The organism is Natronococcus pandeyae, assembly GCF_008122205.1.
Lineage (GTDB): Archaea > Halobacteriota > Halobacteria > Halobacteriales > Natrialbaceae > Natronococcus > Natronococcus pandeyae.
The window spans coordinates 515,190-532,706 of the sequence record NZ_PHNJ01000002.1 but is presented as its reverse complement, the minus strand read 5'-3'; the positions used below and the strand labels follow the sequence as shown (position 1 = coordinate 532,706).

The following is a 17,517-nucleotide window of genomic DNA, read 5'->3' as shown; positions in this document are numbered from 1 at the left end:
CCTAAAACACATGCGTGAGAGAGCGACTCGGCGGGCGGTACTCGCTGCGGGAACGAGCGCTGTGGCACTGCTCGCGGGCTGTAGCAGCGGAACCGAGGAGGAGAACGACGACGCGCCGACGAACGGCGACGACTCGGCCCACTCGGTGACGATGGAGCCGGTCGGAACCGTCGAGTTCGACGACGTACCCGAGAGCTGGCTCGCCTACGAGAGCGACTACGCGGACATGGGCGTCGCGCTCGGTCTCGGCGACGGGCTGCGGGCAGTTGGCGAACCGGACCGCTTCCACACGGACTACTACGACGAGCTCGGCGTCTCGTATCCCGAGGATCCGACGCCGCTGTGGAACGACGGCGTCGACGAGGAACTGTTCTACGAACTCGACGCCGACGTCCACCTCGTCGATCCGAACTGGCTCGAGCACAACGAAGCCTTCGGCCTCGACGAGGACGACGTCGCGGAGATCGAAGCGAACGTCGGCCCCTTCGTCGGCAACACGATCTTCCGGCGGACCGACGAGTGGCACGACTACGAGTACTACGACCTGTACGAGGCCTTCGAGAAGGTCGCGCAGGTGTTCCGGCGTGAGGACCGGTACGAGGCGTTCGCCGACCTCCACGGGGAGTTCCTCGAGGAGGTCGAGTCACACCTTCCGGGCGAGGACGAGCGGCCCGACGCGCTGCTGGTCTGGGAGGGGACGGACGAACCGGAAGAGTTCGTCCCGTATCGGATCAGCGACGAGGGCGCGGGCAACAAACAGTACCGCGATCTCGGCGTCGACGACGCCCTCGACGGAACGGGTATCGACGGGCTGAGCACGAGCGACCGGGGAACGATCGACTACGAGGCGGTTCTCGACGTCGATCCGGACGCGCTGTTCGTGCGTGGCCACGAGGACAAGCGCCGCGACGAGTTCGAGGACACCGTTCTCGCGTACATGCAGGAGCACGACGTCGCGAGCGACCTCACGGCGGTCGAGAACGAGCGGGTGTTCCGCGGCGGGCCGATCTACCAGGGGCCGATCTACAACCTGTTCGTGACCGAACGAACCGCCCGCGAACTGTACCCCGACAGCTTCGACGACGAGCTGTTCGACCGCGAGGCGGTTTCGAAAATCGTGACGAACGGAGCGTAAGAATGGCCGGCGAGCAGCCTGCCGACGGCGCCGCCGTCGGTTACCGCGACCGCTTCGCGTGGCTGGACTCGAGTCTCCTCTGGCTCGGCACCTCGAGCGTCGCCGTCGTGGTGCTCTCGCTGTTCGTCCAGGTGAGTTTCGGGACGTACACGATGTCGATCACGGAGGCGTGGTCCGCGCTGCTCGACGCAGACGTCTGGTACGACGAGCGCGTGCTGGTGTCGTTCCTGCTCGGCGAGGAACTCATGCGAACGGTGCTGTTCGTCCCGGACGGCGACGCACTCCCCGACCTGGCGACGAACACGAACATCGTCTGGAACGTGCGGCTTCCGCGAGTGATCGTCGGCGCGCTCGTCGGCGCGAACCTCGCCGTGTCGGGGGCGATCTTCCAGGCGGTCACCAGGAACGAGCTCGCGAGCCCGTACATCCTCGGGGTCTCCTCCGGCGCCGGTCTGGCCATCCTGCTCACGCTGGTCGTCTTTTCGGGAATGACGGCGCTCCTGCCCGTGACCGCCGCCCTCGGCGGCACGGTCGCGTTTCTCGTCGTCTACGCGATCGCGTGGAAGGGCGGAACGAGCCCGGTCAGACTGGTGCTCGCGGGCATCATCGTCGCGACGATCTGCACCTCGCTCCAGACCGCGCTCTACCTCTTCGCCGAGGACATTTCGACCGTGCAGTCGGCCGTGGCGTGGACGACCGGCTCGCTCACCGGCGCCGACTGGGGGGACGTTCGGCTGGTCTTTCCCTGGACCGTGATCGCGCTGACGCTCGCCGTCGCCAGCTCGAGACAGCTCAACGTGCTCCTGCTGGGCGAGCGAACCGCCGGCGCGCTCGGAATGCCCGTCGAGCGCGTTCGCTTCGCGCTCTCGTCGGTGGCGATCCTCGCCGCCGCGGCGTCGATCGCCGTCGCCGGTATCGTCGGCTTCGTCGGCCTCATCGTCCCACACGTGGTTCGGACGATCGTCGGGAGCGACCACAAGCGACTGATCGTCGGGTGTCTGTTCGTCGGTCCGGCGCTGCTCGTCTCCGCCGACGTGGGCGCGCGCCTCGGGATGCAGGTACTGTTCGACAGTCCGAATCAGCTTCCCGTCGGAATCCTGACCGGGTTGATCGGCGGTCCCTACTTCCTGTACCTCATGCGCAAACGACAACACCTCGGTGACCTATGACCGGACTCGCACTCACGCTCCGTCGATTGCTTCGGAACGGCGCTGCGGAAGCGACCCGCGCCGCGACCGACCGCCCCGACGGCCTCCCTCGCTGGGACGGCGTCGATCGCGAGGGCGATGCCGCCGGTTCGGACGAGCCAAGTCGGCTCATCGGCGAAGACCTCGAGCTCGGCTACCCCGGTACGGAAGAGCCGGTCGTCGAGGTCGATCGGCTCGACCTCCCGGCCGGCGAGGTGACGGCCCTGGTCGGCCCGAACGGCAGCGGGAAGTCGACGCTGCTGAAGGCGCTGGCGCGCCAGCTCGAGCCCGACGCGGGGGACGTCTACCTCGACGGCAGCGACCTCGAGACGTTCGGGAACAAAGCGTTCGCGCGACGCGTCGGTTTGCTCTCCCAAGAGCACGAGTCGCCGGGGAGCCTGAGTGCCGAGGAACTCGTCTACTACGGTCGATACCCCTATCGGGGCTTCTTCGACGCCGTCGACGACGCGGATCGCGCGGCCGTCGAGCGTGCGATCGACCTCGCGGGCGTCGACCACCTTCGCGACGAGCCCGTCGGCGACCTGAGCGGCGGCCAGAAGCAACTCGTCTGGATCGCGATGATCCTCGCACAGGAACCGGAGGTCCTCTTGCTCGACGAACCGACGACCTACCTCGACCTCCACCACCAGCTCCGGGTGATGGAGGTCGTCGAGACGCTCAACGAGGAGCGCGGCGTGACCGTCGGCGTCGTCCTCCACGACATCGCCCAGGCAGCCCGCCACGCGGACAACCTCGTCGCGCTCGAGGACGGCTCCGTCTACGACTGGGGGCCGCCCGACGAGGTCGTGACGGACGACCTGCTCGAGGAAGTCTTCGGCGTCGTCGCGACGGTCGGCTACGGCGAGAACGGGCCGACGATCATGCCCCACCGTCCGATCGAGGAGTGAGTCGGACGCCGTTCGCTCTCGAGCGGCTACTCGACGACCGTCGGAGCGCGGCCGGTACGCCGCCGGCTGCGCGGAGAGACGGAGTCGGGTAGGGGTGCTTGGAGTCTCGGCGAGCAGACCGATCCAGGGCCCGGAGGTCGCAAAGCGTCTTCCGACGGATCGGCGAGGTGAGCGAGGCGCGATCGAGACAGAAACTCGGTAGCACACGACAGATTACGAGTCCGAACCGCTCAAGTACGTTACCCGACTACACTGTAGCGTGTCGCAGCAGGTCCAGGACGTCGAAACGATCTTTTGTCACGAGACGGGCGACGACTACCTCGTCGTCGTCCAGCGGGACGGCAAGCGGCTGTTCCGGGCAAAGCTCGGGCTCTCGGAGACCTCCGCGGGACCGCGTCCCGCCAAGTTCCGGCTGAAGCAGGGCTCGACCGAGGAACCCCGCCAGCCCGACGAGTTCATCGAACTCGCCCGCCGCACGAAGCGTATCCGTATCTCCGAGCAGACCTCCGCCGAGGGACGCCGCGAGCTCAAGGAAATGTTCGGCGGCTACCAGCTCGACGACAAGACCAAGACCGTCCGGACCTGCCGCTACTGCGCCTCCGCGGGTCGGTACTCGCCGGTCACCACCGAAACCGCGGTCAAGGACGACAACGACTGGATCTGTCGGGACTGCGCCCGGCAGGAACTCGAGCGACAGCTCTCCTACGCCGGCGGCGGCGAGGTGACCGGTGCCGCAAAGGAGCGCCTCGAGGAGCTGATGATGGAGGTCCAGGACTTAGAACGGATCGTCAACCTGCTGAAGGGACAGCTCGATCCCGACCTGACGAAGTTCGACACGATCTCGGCGACGACCGACGAGGTCGATCCCGTCCGAACGGACTCGCTGGACCTGCATCCGGACCTCCAGGAACTGCTCGAAGATCGGTTCGACACCCTGCTGCCGGTCCAGAGTCTCTCGGTCGAGAACGGCCTCTTCGAGGGTGACGACCAGCTCGTCGTCTCGGCGACGGCGACCGGGAAGACCCTCGTCGGGGAGCTGACCGGGCTCGACCGCGTGCTCAAGGGCAAGGGGAAGATGCTCTTTCTCGTTCCCCTCGTCGCGCTCGCGAACCAGAAACACGAGGACTTCCAGGACGAGTACGGCCACCTCGTCGACGTCTCGATTCGCGTCGGTGCGAGTCGGATCAGCGACAACGGCAACCGGTTCGACCCCAACGCCGACGTCATCGTCGGCACCTACGAGGGGATCGACCACGCTCTGCGGACGGGCAAGGAGATGGGCGACATCGGGACCGTCGTCATCGACGAGGTTCACACCCTCAAAGAAGAGGAGCGGGGCCACCGGCTGGACGGCCTCATCTCGCGGCTGAAGTACACCACCGAACAGCGCGCGAAGCGCCGCGACGACTACGGGGGTTCTCAGTGGGTCTACCTCTCCGCGACCGTCGGCAATCCGAGACAGCTCGCCGACACGCTCGAGTCGAAACTCATCGAGTTCGAGGAGCGCCCGGTCCCGATCGAACGCCACGTCACCTTCGCCGACGGCCAGGAGAAGGTTCGGGTGGAGAACAAACTGGTCAAACGCGAGTTCGACACGGAGTCCTCGAAGGGGTATCGCGGACAGACGATCATCTTCACGAACTCCCGCAGACGGTGTCACGAGATCAGTCGGAAGCTCGAGTACTCCGCCGCGCCGTACCACGCCGGGCTGGACTACAAGCGCCGAAAGCAGGTCGAACGGCAGTTCGGCGAGCAGGAGCTATCGGCGGTGGTCACGACCGCCGCCCTCGCGGCGGGGGTCGACTTCCCGGCCTCGCAGGTCGTCTTCGACTCGCTTGCGATGGGAATCGAGTGGCTCTCCGTCCAGGAGTTCCACCAGATGCTCGGCCGTGCGGGGCGACCGGACTACCACGATAAGGGGAAGGTGTACGTGCTCGTCGAACCCGACTGCTCGTACCACAACTCGATGGAGATGTCCGAGGACGAGGTCGCCTTCAAACTGCTCAAGGGGGAGATGGAGTCGGTGATGACCCACTACGACGAGGACGCTGCCGTCGAGGAGACGCTGGCGAATATCACGGTCGGCGGCAGAGCCGCCAAGTCGCTCAACGACCGAATGCTCGGCCAGGTGCCGACGAAACACGCCATCGGGAAGCTGCTGCAGTACGACTTCATCGACGGCTTCGAGCCGACGCCGCTCGGGCAGGTCGTGACCGAGCACTTCCTGTCGCCCGGCGAGGCGTTCACGCTGGTCGACGGGATCCGGAAGGAGGCCCACCCGTACGAACTGATCGCGGACATCGAACTCCGCGACGAAGATCTGTAGACCGGTTCGAGTTTCGAGCGCGTACTGCGTGCGCACGCTCCGCCGACCGCCGAACGCAGTACGGCGGAGGTCAACACGGGAGATCGCTCGGGAGCGGACGGCCACCGATGTGGTTTTGCGGAATCAGTTCATCCAGCCAACCGTTAAGTGGGTGGTGGGGAATACGTCAGAGATGGAACTCGTCGATGGCGTCCACACCCTTCCAGTGACGCTCGAACTCGAGGACCGAGATGTAACGCTCAACCCGGCAGCGGTCGAAACCGATCGAGGAGTCGTGCTGATCGACGCCGGGTGTCCCGGAATCGTCGATCAACTCGAAACGGGGCTCGAGGCAGCCGGGTTCGACTGGGACGACGTGTGGGCGACGCTGCTCACCCACCAGGACGTCGACCACGCCGGCGGACTCGAGGACGTGGTCGACCGAGCGGATCCCGTCGTGATCGCGCATCGCGAATGCGCTCCGTACATCGACGGGCGGCTGGAGCCGATCAAGATGACGGACCGTCGGTATCCGGCCGTGGCGGTCGACGTCGAGCTAACCGAAGGAGAGCGCGTTCGCACGGTCGCAGGACCGATGGAAGCGTATCATACGCCCGGCCACGCCCCTGGCCACCTATCGCTGTATTTCAGTGAGGAGCGACTGCTGCTCTCGGGGGACGCCCTGCACGCACCGGACGGGACGCTCGACGGTCCGCGAGGACCGCTCGACGAGGCGAAAGCGGTCGGCTCGATCGAGACCCTGGCGACCCTCGAGATCGAACGGACGCTGTGTTATCACGGCGGATTCGTCGAACAGGGAACCGACGCTATCGAAACGTGCTGTCAGTAGCGAGTCGGGTACGTCCAGCGAACGAGCCAGTAGTCTGGGCGTCGTCTCGAGCGAGCGGCAAAACGAGTACAAAAGGACGTCCCGGATCTACCCGAGCGATCGATAGCGGCCGATTACGCGACGAACGCGATTTCGAACAGCGAGAGCAGGATGACGAGCAGCGAGCCGGGCAGCCCGCCGAGCGCGACGATCAGGAGGACGACGGGTGTCACGGCGACCGAGAGCCCGAACACTGCCTGGGCGAGGAACAGTACCAGCAGTCCGACGACCGCGTTGACGATGAAGGGTCTAACCGTCCGAATGAGCGTCGAGGCGCCCAGTACGGCGGCGAGAACGAGCACTAGCAGGAGTATCTCGAGTCCTGTAACCATAGCCGACAGTAGGAAATCGAGAAGGGAAAGCCGTTCGGTACAGAACGAAACGCTTTAAGAGGTCCACACGAAAGGAGGGGTACGGGATCGTGGGTTAGCCTGGTATACTTCGGGCCTTGGGTGCCCGTGACCCCGGTTCAAATCCGGGCGATCCCATATTTCTGCCGCGAGCAAATCCGCGAGCGGCAGCTATTGGAAGAGCGCGGATTTTGAACCACGGAAGACGATCGCTCTCGCTTCGCTCGAGCGCTGCGACTTCCCAGGCTCAAACCTGGACGAGCACGTCTCGGCGTAGTTCACAATCCGGGCAATCTCAGACGAGAGGCGAGGAGAGCGGCTGGTTTTGCCGCTCTGCGTTCATCGTTCTCACACCGACCAGCCGGCGCTCTCGAGGGGTCCCGATGTCGATAGCGTTCCGACCGCGCTCTACAGACGGGTGCTGTCACGACTGCGTCGACCACGTTTCTGACCGATTCCGTCGCGTCTTCGGCGACGATGGCGACCGCATCCTCCGCTGTGGCGAGTGCGGGACGGACGCGCGTTTGATCCGCGGGTCCGCGCGTGGTGTATGACCCCACTCCAGATCCGGAGACGTCGGCCGGCCGTCATGGCGGTGAGTCCGATGCCAGAGGGGCTGTCCGTCTCGGCGAGTCGGCTGTATCACGTCGAGAGTCAAGACCCCAAGCGTACCCTACGGAACAGGCTCTCGACGAGCAGGTTCGGTAAGTGTTCGAGTGTCACGAATCGGTACAGTCCGAGAACTCTACGCGAAACGAAGGGGTGGCCGCAATAGTCGAAAGCGGGACTATTCACCGAATCGCTCGGAAGCGCTCGGACCCACAGGAACAGTGCTGCGTTCCGATGGGCTGGACACTTCCGTCCGATAGCACGTTCGCTGCGTATGCCGAGTCACAGCATTCACAGACGGACATAACCCGTTTCTGGTCGTGCATGGCTATCACCCCAATCACGAATAGGTAGCCAGCATCTTCAACCCTCATAATAAGTTCTCTGTACTTCGTCGCCGGGAGATGGTCCCGCCAAGTCGGTTCTCACAGACAGGAGCGACACTGTCAGACGACGATCCGTAACACTCGGTCGTGTCTCGCGGATCCTCGCCTGCAGCGTTGAGTGCAATCGACGTGTGGATCGTATTGTCCGACAACGTACGTCCGGAACGAGTGATTCGCGATGAATTCGCGTGCGTCGGCTCTCGAGACCGCCCTCTTTCTGTGAGCGGACCCTCTGCCACCGATAGTAACAACTGAAACTGTTTGCACCCGTTCGCGTTCCGCGGTTCTCACTCACTTCGTTCGTTCCGAACCGCGCACGTTCCGAACCGCGCTCGTTCCGAACCGCGCTCGCTCCGAACCGCGCTCGCTCCGAACCGCGCACCCGTCGTGCGAAGGTGCGCACTGACGTTCAGTGGCTACTATGTCGTCGAAGACCACTCCCCGGGAGACCGACGAACGATCGTCGTGCGACGAAGACCGCGAACACTGGAGAACTGCGGATCCCTCGAAAGTACTCGGTCGTTGTGGCGAGATGGGCACCACAGTCAGCCAGAACCGAAATTGTGTGTCCAAATACACGCTATTGTGCATTTCTTTGTGAAGATCGTACGGAAATATCCATCCGATGAGTACGAATGCAAACTCTTAACCGTGCAGTCGGCAACGATATAATCGCAATGGCAAACGGTAAGGTTGACTTCTTCAACGACACAGGCGGCTACGGATTCATCGAGACTGAGGATGCTGACGAGGACGTTTTCTTCCACATGGAGGACGTTGGCGGCGAGGATCTGACCGAGGGTACCGAGATCGAATTCGACATCGAGCAGGCCCCCAAGGGTCCGCGCGCGACGAACGTCGAACGCGTATAATCTGATCACTGTCGCCTCGAGGCGACACTACTAACTTCTAACACAGGCAGCGTTGTCCTGTTACAGGCGCAGTATGTCACCGACGAGCGCAGCCAACTGCTCGAGGACCCACGTCTCAGATCGACTGTTTGTACCCACACTCCGGACAGTACATGAATCCGGATTTCATCAGTATATTGCTCCGATCACAGCGGGTACACGGAGAGCCGACCGAGAGACCACTCTCGCGGGCAAGTCCCGCGACCGTTCGCTCGAGTTGCTGCTGACGGGTCTCCGCCGCCTCGAGTCGAGTGGCAAGCGTCTCGAGACGAAGTAACAGCGCCTGACGCTGCGTTTCCGAACGTAACGACGAACTGGGACTCATAAGGAGGGTACGAACCCGAGAGATAAAAACACACCTCTGAGCTGTCAGAAACCGGGAGTCTCAGGCGGCGTGTTCGATTCAGGACGAACGGAACCAGATGGGTCTCACCGGAGCAGGGCGACCCTGGAAAAAGGTAGCCGTGGGCAACGCGCCACCCTCCAGGGCCTACGTTCTAGTTGGCGCCGAGACCACATAAACTGGTACTGAATCCAACGCAAGCCGTTGAAGACACCGTCTGGATACCAGCAGTCATTTCGAGAAGCGGCGGGCCGCTGACGTCACGATTGGGTTGCAAGCCGAACGATTTCTGTCGAACACTTCCTACTCGAGCACTGCAATGGAGCTCTCGGGACCGCTCAAGCGATGGCTCATCAACGGGATTATCCTCACGATTCCGCTGGTCGTCACCCTGCTCGTGTTGCTGGTCGTCGTCGATTTCGTCCTCGGCATTCTCTCGCCGGTCGTCGGCGGCGTCGCCTACGTCTGGCCGAACGAACCACCGACGGTCGTCATCCAGCTTGCAACGCTGCTCTCGCTGTTCGCGTTCTTCGTGCTGATCGGACTCGTCGCCGAGCAGACACCAGGGAAACACCTCTCGAAACGAGTCCACGCGACGATGGAGACGATTCCGGGAGTGAGCACGCTCTACGAGAGCATTCGGCGGGCCAGCGACATCCTGGTCGACGACGAGACGGACCAGTTCAAGGAGGTGAAACTCGTCGAGTTTCCGCACGAAGGCGCCTACATGTTTGGATTTCTGACAGCGAATACGCCGACGGAGATCGAACGCAGCGCGGACGAGAGCGCAATGATGACGCTCATGGTGCCGCTCGGACCGAATCCGACGACGAACGGGTACGTCATACACGTGCCGGTCGAAAACGTCTACGACGTCGACGTCACCGTCGAGGAAGCCGTTCGATCGATCGCGACACTCGGCGTCTCCGTCGACAGGCTCGAGGAGACGACGTCGACCAACCCGCCCGTAAACCCCAGATCTCGCCGATAACGTCGATTCGCCGGGTTCCAGGTCGAGGGGTCCGTTCGCGGGCGACGATCAGTTTCGCCCCGCTTTGCAATCATTTATACACGATGGCGACCCTACGACAGTGCAATGGCGCAAGCGGGAAATTCTGAACTCGTCGACTCGTTCGAGCAGTTCTTCCGCAACTACTACGACAACGAGATCAAACAGCTTGCCCAGCAGTATCCGAACGAACAGCGATCGCTGCACGTCGACTGGCAGGACCTCTACCGGTACGATCCGAACCTTGCAGACGACGTTCTCAACCAGCCCGAACAGCTCCAGCGCTACGCCGAGGAGGCACTGCGACTGTACGACCTTCCGATCGACGTCAGCCTCGGCCAGGCCCACGTCAGGATTCGAAATCTCCCCGACACAGAGTCACCCGAGATCCGGGAGATTCGCGCCCGGGATATGAACTCCCTCGTGCAGGTCCACGGCATCATCCGGAAAGCCACCGACGTCCGTCCGAAAATCGAGGAAGCCGCCTTCGAGTGTCAGCTCTGTGGCACCCTGAGCCGTATTCCACAGTCCAGCGGCGACTTTCAGGAACCACACGAGTGCCAGGGCTGTGAGCGACAGGGACCGTTCAAGGTGAACTTCGACCAGTCGGAGTTCGTCGACTCCCAGAAACTCCGCATGCAGGAAAGTCCCGAAGGACTTCGCGGCGGGGAAACCCCGCAATCGCTCGACGTTCACATCGAAGACGATATCACCGGCGAGGTCACTCCCGGTGACCACGTCTCCGCAACCGGCGTCCTCCGACTCGAGCAACAGGGCGACCAGCAGGAGAAATCGCCCGTCTTCGACTTCTACATGGAGGGGATGTCCGTCGACATCGACGAAGAGCAGTTCGAGGACATGGACATCACCGACGAGGACAAAGCGGAGATCGTCCGACTCTCCTCGAGCGAGGGCATCTACGAGAAGATGGTCGCCTCCATCGCCCCCTCGATCTACGGCTACGAGCAGGAGAAACTCGCGATGATCCTCCAGTTGTTCTCGGGCGTGACGAAGCAGTTACCCGACGGCTCGAGGATCCGAGGGGACCTGCATATGCTCCTTATCGGTGACCCGGGTACCGGGAAGTCCCAGATGATCGGGTATATCAAAAACATCGCCCCTCGAGCAGTCTATACGTCGGGTAAGGGGTCGTCCTCTGCAGGGCTCACTGCCGCTGCGGTTCGCGACGACTTCGGCGACGGCCAGCAGTGGACGCTCGAGGCGGGCGCGCTCGTTCTCGCCGATCAAGGAATTGCGGCAGTGGACGAACTCGACAAGATGCGATCGGAGGACCGGAGTGCGATGCACGAAGCCCTGGAACAACAGCAGATCTCGGTTTCCAAGGCAGGCATCAACGCGACTCTCAAATCACGCTGCTCGCTCCTCGGCGCAGCCAACCCCAAGTACGGTCGCTTCGATCACTACGAACCGATCAGCGAGCAGATCGATCTCGAGCCGGCGCTCATCTCGCGGTTCGACCTGATCTTCACGGTCACCGACGAGCCAGACGAGGAGAAAGACCGTAACCTCGCGGAACACATCATTACGACCAACTACGCGGGCGAACTGACGACCCAGCAAGAGCAGATGACGTCGATGGACGTCTCGAGCGAGGAAATCGAGGAGATGACCGAGCAGGTCGACCCCGAGATCGACGCCGAACTCCTGCGCAAGTACATCGCTTACGCGAAGCAGAACTGCCATCCGCGGATGACCGAAGCGGCCCGCAACGCGATCCGGGACTTCTACGTCGACCTGCGATCGAAAGGAACCGACGACGACGCCCCGATCCCGGTGACGGCGCGGAAACTCGAGGCGCTCGTGCGGCTCTCGGAGGCCAGCGCTCGCGTCCGGCTGTCGGATACGGTCGAGGAGTCGGACGCCAACCGCGTCATCGAGATCGTTCGCTCCTGTCTGCAGGACATCGGTGTCGACCCCGAGACGGGCGAGTTCGACGCCGACATCGTCGAAGCCGGCACGTCGAAGTCCCAGCGCGACCGGATCAAGAACATCAAACAGCTGATCAGCGACATCGAGGAGGAGTACGACGACGGTGCGCCGGTCGACATCGTTCTCGAGCGGGCCGAGGAGATCGGGATGGACCAGTCGAAAGCCGAACACGAGATCGACAAGCTCAAACAGAAAGGCGAGGTCTACGAGCCGAGTACGGACAACCTCCGGACGACGTAACGACCGCGCTCCCGCTCTGCTGTTCTACGTGTCGGGCTTCGTACCGGCCCTCGGATCGTCTAGCGATTCTGATTCTCGAGCGTCGTCACCGTCGATCGGATCGTCGCGGGGGCGACGTCGGCGACCGCGGCCGCATCGGTCTGGGTAATCGACGGCCACTCCTCGCGTTCGTCTGCGGCCCGATACAGACACGCCGCAGCGACGCCGCTCGGATTACGGCCGCCGATCGATCCGTTCTCGTGGAGCGCGGTCACGTGCTCGCGGGCGCGGCGCTCGACGGCCGTCTCGAGGTCGAGTTTCGAGGCGTAGCGCGGCAGGTACTGCGTCGGATCGATCGGACCGGTCGGAAGCCCGAGTTCTCGGTTCAGTGCGTCGTAGGCGGCCTTGAGTTCGTCCTCGTCGGCGCGAGCGACGTCGGTGATCTCGTCGATCGTTCGAGCGAACGAGTTCGTTCGACAGGTGGCGTAGATCGCCGCCGCGGCGAAGCCCTCGATCGAACGCCCCTGGAGGAGCCCCTCGGACTGGGCCGAGTCGAAGAGCGTACACGCCTGCTCTCGGACGGAGTCCGGCAGCGAGAGCAGGGCGTTCACGCGTCTGATTTCTGTAAACCCGTACACCTGGTTCTGGTCCGCCTTCGTGGAGATCCGGGCCCGGTTGTGTTCGCGCCGAAGCCGGGCGATCTGTCGGCGTTTGCGGCCGGTCAATCGGGAGCGGTAGCCTGCCCCGCCGCTGTACCCAATCTCCGTGGAGAGCCCGCGGTCGTGTCTCGAGCGCGTCAGCGGTGCACCGGTACGCCGCCGATCTGTCCCGTCGTCGAACGAGCGCCACTCGGGACCGCGATCGATCACATCCTCGCCGGAGACGAGGCCACACTCCTCGCAGACGAATTCGGTTCCCGTCTTCCGTAGTCGACCGTCGCATTCGGGACAGGTAGCGGTCGATTCCGTTCCACCCATTGGTAATTATCACCAGTTAGTATTAGTGAGTGTAGTCATCTTATTTAAAGTATAAGATTTAACCAGAATGTGCCGGTCGAACGGCTTCTCGGCCGTCAGCAATTCGGAACAGTCGTCACGACCGTTGATACAGAAAGCCCGGTCAGCTACGGGAGATTACTCCGGCAGGTGCTCGAGGACGCCGGCAGCGCTATCGCTCCGACGAGTTCTCGCTCGCAAGGCTCGCGAGAACGCCGTCCGTGTCGGCGGGGACGGGTTCGGGGTCGTTACCGGCGGCGGCGGCCGCGTCGGGATCTTTGAGCAGATGACCGGTCGTCAGACAGGCGACGCGCTCGTCGCTCTCGACGATCCCCTCGGCGCGAAGCTTACGGAGGCCGGCGACGGAAGCCGCGGAGGCTGGCTCGACGCCGATCCCCTCGCCCGCGAGATCGCGCTGGGCCTCGGTGATCTCCTTGTCCGAGACGGATATCGCCGTCCCGTCGGTTTCGCGGATGCCGGGCAGTGCCTTGGGGGCGTTGACCGGGTTGCCGATCCGGATCGCCGTCGCGCGCGTTTCGACGTCCTCCCAGCGGCGAACCTCGTCCGCGCCGTTCTCGATCGCTTCGACCATCGGCGCGGCGCCCTCCGCCTGAACGCCGGTGAGCTTCGGCACCTCGTCGCGGTCCAGTTCGCCCGCCTGGACGAGTTCGCGGAACGCCTTGTACAGCGCGGACGTGTTTCCCGCGTTGCCGACCGGAAGGACGATTCGATCCGGGAACGCTCCGTAGTCGTCCCGGAACGCTTCGAGAATCTCGAAACCGATCGTCTTCTGGCCCTCGAGGCGGAACGGGTTCAGCGAGTTCAGCAGATAGGCCTCGCCCTGGCTCGCGAGTTCCTGGACGATGTCGAGACAGGCGTCGAAGTTGCCGTCGACCTCGAGGATGCGTGCGCCGTGGAGACTCGCCTGGGCGATCTTCCCCGCAGCGACCTTCCCCGCGGGGAGGAGCACGAGCGTCTCCATCCCGCCGCGGGAGCCGTAGGCGGCCAGCGCAGCGCTCGTGTTCCCGGTCGAAGCACAGGCCAACCGGCCGACGCCGAGTTCCTTCGCGACAGCGACGCCGACGGTCATCCCGCGGTCCTTGAACGAACCCGTCGGGTTCATCCCCTCGTGTTTGATCCGCAGCGCCTCGACGTCGATCGACTCCTCGAGTCGCGGGACCTCGTACAGCGGCGTCGCGCCCTCCTGGGCCGTGACCCCCGACTCGAGCGGGAGCGCGTCGGAGTAGCGCCAGACGCCCTCCCCCTCGAAGTCGTCGAAGGTCGGGTGCTCGGCGTAGCGGACCTCGAGCAGGCTATCGCACTCGTCACAGGTGTAGCGAACGTCCTCGAAGGGTCCGAACGTTTCCCCGCAGTCGATGCACTCGAGCCAGGTTCCGTCGGCCGCGTCGTCGGGTACCTCCGGTTTCCCAGCGGAAAGACTGAGACTCATTACCGGGACGTAGTGGGCAACGGAGAAAAAGGGGCTGATTGCTCTGAATGCTGCCACCGGAAACGCGGTCGAACGGACGATCACGTCCCACCGTCGCCCTCGACGGCGCCGCGACCCGCTCCGTTCGGAGACCGTCACCTCGCTATCGAGTCACCCACGGGACCTGTGCGCGAGCGGTGCCAGACCGAGACATCGCTACACCCGCTCGAGTGCACTGGTACCGTATGGCATCGAAAATGCGGACTCGGACTGCAGAACGAACCGGAACCCCGCTCGAACCCTGGCAAGCCGGCACCGTCGGCGGAATCGCCGGCGCGATCGTCTTCGGCGCGATGATGGCCGTACAGAGCCCCGCCGTTCTCGAGATGGGTATTCCGGCGATGTACGGCCTCGAAGGCGGACTCGTCGGCTGGATTATCCACGTCTCCCACGGCGCGGTGCTCGGCGTCGTCTTCGGGGTGATACTCGGCGCAGTCGGAAAGACGGATCCCGGCATCGTCCGAACCGCCGGTCTCGGCCTCGCTTACGGCGTCGTCATCTGGGCCGCCCTCGCGGTCGTCGTCATGCCGGTCTGGCTCTCGGTGGTCGGCTTCCCGATGGCGCCGCCGCTGCCGAACGTCGACGTCGGCAGTCTGGTGGGCCACGCCGCCTACGGAATCGTCCTCGGCCTCGCGTACGCGTTCCTCGAGCGCTAACCCGGGAGAAAAGACGGCTGGTTACTCGAGCAGCCAACTCAACAACGCTTTCGTGGCCACCTTTTTTCGCTCGGGTTCACTCCACCCTCGCGAAAAAATCTGGACCAAAAAGCCGCTCGCTTCGCTCGCGGGTGCGACTCTACTCGAGCAGCCAGCTCAACAACGCTTTCTGCGCGTGCAGTCGGTTTTCAGCCTGATCGAAGACGACCGAGCGGTCGCTCTCGATGACGTCGTCGGTGATCTCCTCGCCGCGGTGGGCGGGCAGACAGTGCATCACCGACGCCTCGGGCGCGTGCTCGAGGAGGTCCGAGCAGAGCTGGAACCCCTCGAAGGCGTCCATCCGAACGTCGCGCTCGTCCTCCTGGCCCATGCTGGTCCAGACGTCGGTGTAGACGACGTCCGCGTCCGCGACCGCATCGACGGGATCGGTCGTGGTCGTGGGGTCGTCGCCGAGTTCGCGGGCGCGTTCCAGGACGTCGTCGTCGATGCCGTACCCCTCGGGCGTCGCGACGGTGAGATCGATGTCGGTCAGCGCCGCCCCGATCACGAACGACTGGGCGACGTTGTTGCCGTCCCCGATCCAGGCCGCCGAGACGTCCTCGAAGCCGCCCATCTGCTCGCGGATCGTCAGCAGGTCCGCGAGCGTCTGGCAGGGATGGGCGTCGTCGGTGAGCCCGTTGACGATCGGGACCGAGGCGTACTCGGCGAGCACCTCGACGTTCTCGTGTCTGAACAGCCGGGCCATCACGACGTCGACGTACCGCGAGAGCGTCCGCGAGGTGTCCTTCAGCGGTTCACCGCGGCCCAGTTGGATATCGTCGGCGCCGAGGAAGACGGCGTGACCGCCGAGCTGGGTCATCCCCGTCTCGAAGGAGACGCGAGTGCGCGTGCTCGGCTTCTGAAAGATCATTCCCAGCGTCTGGCCCTCGAGGTCCGCGTGGTCCTCGCCGGCCTCCTGGGCGCGTTTGTACTCGCTCGCTCGTTCGAGGACCGCCGTCAGCTCCTCCCGCGAGAGGTCGTCGATCTCGAGGAAGTGTCGAGGCTCCGACGCTGTGGAGCCGTCGGCCGTCATCAGTCGTCACCTCCACGAAGCGTCGTCGAAACGCGCTCGAGGACGTCGACGGACCGATCGAACTCGGCGAGCGAGAGCCGCTCGTCCGGCGCGTGATCCAGGTCGGAGTTACCGGGGCCGTAGGTCACCATCGGGCAGTCCCACGCGCCGGCGTAGAGGTTCATGTCGCTGGTGCCGGTCTTGCGCAGGAGCCGCGGCTCGGCGTCCCCCTTGCGGATCGCCACCCGGAACGCCCGGGCGACCTCCGTTCTGGGACTCTCCATCACGGGCGGGATCGGCTCGGCCCACGAGACGGTGCCGATCTCGAGTTCGGCCTCGGCGGTCTCGCGGACGGTCTCGGCATCGAGCGACGGAGGAATCCGGAGCTGAACCTCGAGCGTCGTCTCGACCGACAGCCCGTCGTCGCTGATCCCGCCGTCGACATCGACCGGTTTGGCAGTCACGCGTTCGAAGACGGGCGTGTACTCGTCGGCCTCGAAGACCGATTCGACGGTCGTCCACCAGTTCGTCGCGTGCTGGATCGCGTTCGGTTCGGGCCGGGAAGTGTGACCGGACTCGCTGGTCGCCACGTAGGTACCCGCGAGGAAGCCGCGGTAGCCGAGCGTAATCCCCGTCGCACCGCTAGGTTCGCCGTTGACCACGGCGTCGGGTTCGCCGCGGTCGTCGACGAGGTGACGCGCGCCGCGCGAGTTCGTCTCCTCGCCGACGACGCCGACGAACGAGACGCCCGTTCGGACGGCCGCGGCGGCCATCGCCGCGAGCGGGCCGGTGGCGTCGACGCTGCCGCGACCCCAGAGGACGTCCTCGCCTTCTTCCTCGGCGATCTCCGCCTCGACGTCCGTCTCGTCGGCGGGTTCGACCTCGACCGGGATCTCCCCGGGAACGGTGTCGACGTGCGAGGTCAGCAACACCGAGTCGTCGGCCGGCGCGCGAACGTTGCCGACCTCGTCGAGCCACGCCTCGCGGCCGTAGGCCTCGAAGAACTCGACGAGTCGCTCCGCAGCCGCCGCTTCGTCGCCGGACGGCGACGGGATCGAGACGAGGTCGATCAGCAGCTGACGGGCGTCCTCGAGCGAGACGTCGGCCGTGTCCTTCATCGTCGTG

The 17,517-nt window shown here is 64.3% G+C and carries 15 protein-coding genes, 1 tRNA gene and 1 pseudogene; 11 read left to right on the top strand and 6 right to left on the bottom strand.

What is annotated here, in order from left to right; genetic code table 11:
• Nucleotides 1–10: 10 nt before the first annotated feature.
• The 5 genes from CV102_RS06205 to CV102_RS06185 all read left to right on the top strand — a co-directional run bounded on the left by CV102_RS06205 (nt 11) and on the right by CV102_RS06185 (nt 6,385).
• Nucleotides 11–1,135 carry an ABC transporter substrate-binding protein gene (locus CV102_RS06205; RefSeq protein WP_148857013.1) on the top strand — a complete coding sequence of 375 codons (1,125 nt, stop codon included), beginning with the start codon at nt 11–13 and terminating at the stop codon, nt 1,133–1,135.
• Between the two features lie 2 nt (nt 1,136–1,137).
• Nucleotides 1,138–2,304, top strand: coding sequence for a FecCD family ABC transporter permease (locus tag CV102_RS06200; RefSeq protein ID WP_148857012.1), 1,167 nt, complete (start codon nt 1,138–1,140; stop codon nt 2,302–2,304).
• A complete protein-coding gene (locus CV102_RS06195) occupies nt 2,301–3,230 on the top strand; it encodes an ABC transporter ATP-binding protein (RefSeq protein WP_148857011.1) in 930 nt (309 codons plus the stop codon). Before CV102_RS06200 ends, CV102_RS06195 begins: the two co-directional genes overlap by 4 nt.
• Before the next feature lie 259 nt (nt 3,231–3,489).
• Nucleotides 3,490–5,556, top strand: coding sequence for a DEAD/DEAH box helicase (locus CV102_RS06190; RefSeq protein WP_148857010.1), 2,067 nt, complete (start codon nt 3,490–3,492; stop codon nt 5,554–5,556).
• Nucleotides 5,557–5,728: 172 nt separating this feature from the next.
• The gene (locus CV102_RS06185) at nt 5,729–6,385 is read left to right on the top strand and encodes an MBL fold metallo-hydrolase (protein WP_148857009.1); all 657 of its coding nucleotides are present in this window, start codon (nt 5,729–5,731) and stop codon (nt 6,383–6,385) included.
• Nucleotides 6,386–6,498: 113 nt separating this feature from the next.
• Here the strand turns inward: CV102_RS06185 and CV102_RS06180 are convergent, their stop codons facing one another.
• Nucleotides 6,499–6,756: a pro-sigmaK processing inhibitor BofA family protein gene (locus CV102_RS06180; RefSeq protein ID WP_148857008.1), complete on the bottom strand. Its 258-nt coding sequence runs from the start codon at nt 6,754–6,756 to the stop codon at nt 6,499–6,501.
• Nucleotides 6,757–6,839: 83 nt separating this feature from the next.
• Here CV102_RS06180 and CV102_RS06175 point away from each other — a divergent pair.
• From CV102_RS06175 to CV102_RS06155, 3 genes and pseudogenes are all read left to right on the top strand, one after another.
• A tRNA-Pro gene (locus tag CV102_RS06175) sits at nt 6,840–6,912 on the top strand.
• Between the two features lie 245 nt (nt 6,913–7,157).
• Nucleotides 7,158–7,383: pseudogene (locus tag CV102_RS26530) on the top strand (DUF7563 family protein); the annotation flags it as partial.
• 1,063 nt (nt 7,384–8,446) lie between these two features.
• Nucleotides 8,447–8,641, top strand: a complete 195-nt coding sequence (locus CV102_RS06155) for a cold-shock protein (protein WP_148857005.1) — start codon at nt 8,447–8,449, stop codon at nt 8,639–8,641.
• Nucleotides 8,642–8,756: 115 nt separating this feature from the next.
• On the opposite strand, the gene CV102_RS06150 is transcribed toward CV102_RS06155, so the two are convergent.
• Nucleotides 8,757–9,005 (bottom strand): hypothetical protein, encoded by a 249-nt coding sequence (locus CV102_RS06150; RefSeq protein ID WP_187432870.1) that lies wholly within the window; start codon nt 9,003–9,005, stop codon nt 8,757–8,759.
• 337 nt (nt 9,006–9,342) lie between these two features.
• Here CV102_RS06150 and CV102_RS06145 point away from each other — a divergent pair, with 337 nt between their 5' ends.
• Complete coding sequence (locus CV102_RS06145) at nt 9,343–10,014, top strand: DUF502 domain-containing protein (RefSeq protein WP_148857004.1); 672 nt, start codon at nt 9,343–9,345, stop codon at nt 10,012–10,014.
• A gap of 105 nt (nt 10,015–10,119) precedes the next feature.
• Nucleotides 10,120–12,222, top strand: coding sequence for a minichromosome maintenance protein MCM (locus CV102_RS06140; RefSeq protein ID WP_148857003.1), 2,103 nt, complete (start codon nt 10,120–10,122; stop codon nt 12,220–12,222).
• Between the two features lie 59 nt (nt 12,223–12,281).
• On the opposite strand, the gene CV102_RS06135 is transcribed toward CV102_RS06140, so the two are convergent.
• Nucleotides 12,282–13,178: a transcription initiation factor IIB gene (locus tag CV102_RS06135; RefSeq protein WP_148857002.1), complete on the bottom strand. Its 897-nt coding sequence runs from the start codon at nt 13,176–13,178 to the stop codon at nt 12,282–12,284.
• Between the two features lie 190 nt (nt 13,179–13,368).
• Nucleotides 13,369–14,646, bottom strand: coding sequence for a threonine synthase (gene thrC / locus CV102_RS06130; RefSeq protein ID WP_148857001.1), 1,278 nt, complete (start codon nt 14,644–14,646; stop codon nt 13,369–13,371).
• Between the two features lie 224 nt (nt 14,647–14,870).
• Between thrC and CV102_RS06125 the strand changes: the two genes are divergently transcribed.
• Nucleotides 14,871–15,341 (top strand): histidine kinase, encoded by a 471-nt coding sequence (locus tag CV102_RS06125; RefSeq protein ID WP_148857000.1) that lies wholly within the window; start codon nt 14,871–14,873, stop codon nt 15,339–15,341.
• Nucleotides 15,342–15,480: 139 nt separating this feature from the next.
• Here the strand turns inward: CV102_RS06125 and argF are convergent, their stop codons facing one another.
• Both argF and CV102_RS06115 read right to left on the bottom strand, forming a co-directional pair.
• Nucleotides 15,481–16,413 carry an ornithine carbamoyltransferase gene (gene argF, locus CV102_RS06120; RefSeq protein ID WP_148856999.1) on the bottom strand — a complete coding sequence of 311 codons (933 nt, stop codon included), beginning with the start codon at nt 16,411–16,413 and terminating at the stop codon, nt 15,481–15,483.
• Complete coding sequence (locus tag CV102_RS06115; protein ID WP_148857115.1) at nt 16,413–17,510, bottom strand: [LysW]-lysine hydrolase; 1,098 nt, start codon at nt 17,508–17,510, stop codon at nt 16,413–16,415. The genes argF and CV102_RS06115 overlap by 1 nt, the downstream gene beginning before the upstream one ends.
• Nucleotides 17,511–17,517: the final 7 nt, after the last annotated feature.

Excerpts from the sequence above, each read along its gene's own strand:
- CV102_RS06140 (WP_148857003.1), top strand. The coding sequence starts at position 10,120 with ATGGCGCAAGCGGGAAATTCTGAACTCGTCGACTCGTTCGAGCAGTTC.
- CV102_RS06185 (WP_148857009.1), top strand. The coding sequence starts at position 5,729 with ATGGAACTCGTCGATGGCGTCCACACCCTTCCAGTGACGCTCGAACTC.
- argF (WP_148856999.1), bottom strand. The coding sequence starts at position 16,413 with ATGACGGCCGACGGCTCCACAGCGTCGGAGCCTCGACACTTCCTCGAG.
- CV102_RS06145 (WP_148857004.1), top strand. The coding sequence starts at position 9,343 with ATGGAGCTCTCGGGACCGCTCAAGCGATGGCTCATCAACGGGATTATC.
- CV102_RS06200 (WP_148857012.1), top strand. The coding sequence starts at position 1,138 with ATGGCCGGCGAGCAGCCTGCCGACGGCGCCGCCGTCGGTTACCGCGAC.
- CV102_RS06135 (WP_148857002.1), bottom strand. The coding sequence starts at position 13,178 with ATGGGTGGAACGGAATCGACCGCTACCTGTCCCGAATGCGACGGTCGA.
- CV102_RS06195 (WP_148857011.1), top strand. The coding sequence starts at position 2,301 with ATGACCGGACTCGCACTCACGCTCCGTCGATTGCTTCGGAACGGCGCT.
- CV102_RS06155 (WP_148857005.1), top strand. The coding sequence starts at position 8,447 with ATGGCAAACGGTAAGGTTGACTTCTTCAACGACACAGGCGGCTACGGA.
- CV102_RS06150 (WP_187432870.1), bottom strand. The coding sequence starts at position 9,005 with ATGAGTCCCAGTTCGTCGTTACGTTCGGAAACGCAGCGTCAGGCGCTG.
- CV102_RS06180 (WP_148857008.1), bottom strand. The coding sequence starts at position 6,756 with ATGGTTACAGGACTCGAGATACTCCTGCTAGTGCTCGTTCTCGCCGCC.
- CV102_RS06115 (WP_148857115.1), bottom strand. The coding sequence starts at position 17,510 with ATGAAGGACACGGCCGACGTCTCGCTCGAGGACGCCCGTCAGCTGCTG.
- CV102_RS06205 (WP_148857013.1), top strand. The coding sequence starts at position 11 with ATGCGTGAGAGAGCGACTCGGCGGGCGGTACTCGCTGCGGGAACGAGC.
- CV102_RS06125 (WP_148857000.1), top strand. The coding sequence starts at position 14,871 with ATGGCATCGAAAATGCGGACTCGGACTGCAGAACGAACCGGAACCCCG.
- thrC (WP_148857001.1), bottom strand. The coding sequence starts at position 14,646 with ATGAGTCTCAGTCTTTCCGCTGGGAAACCGGAGGTACCCGACGACGCG.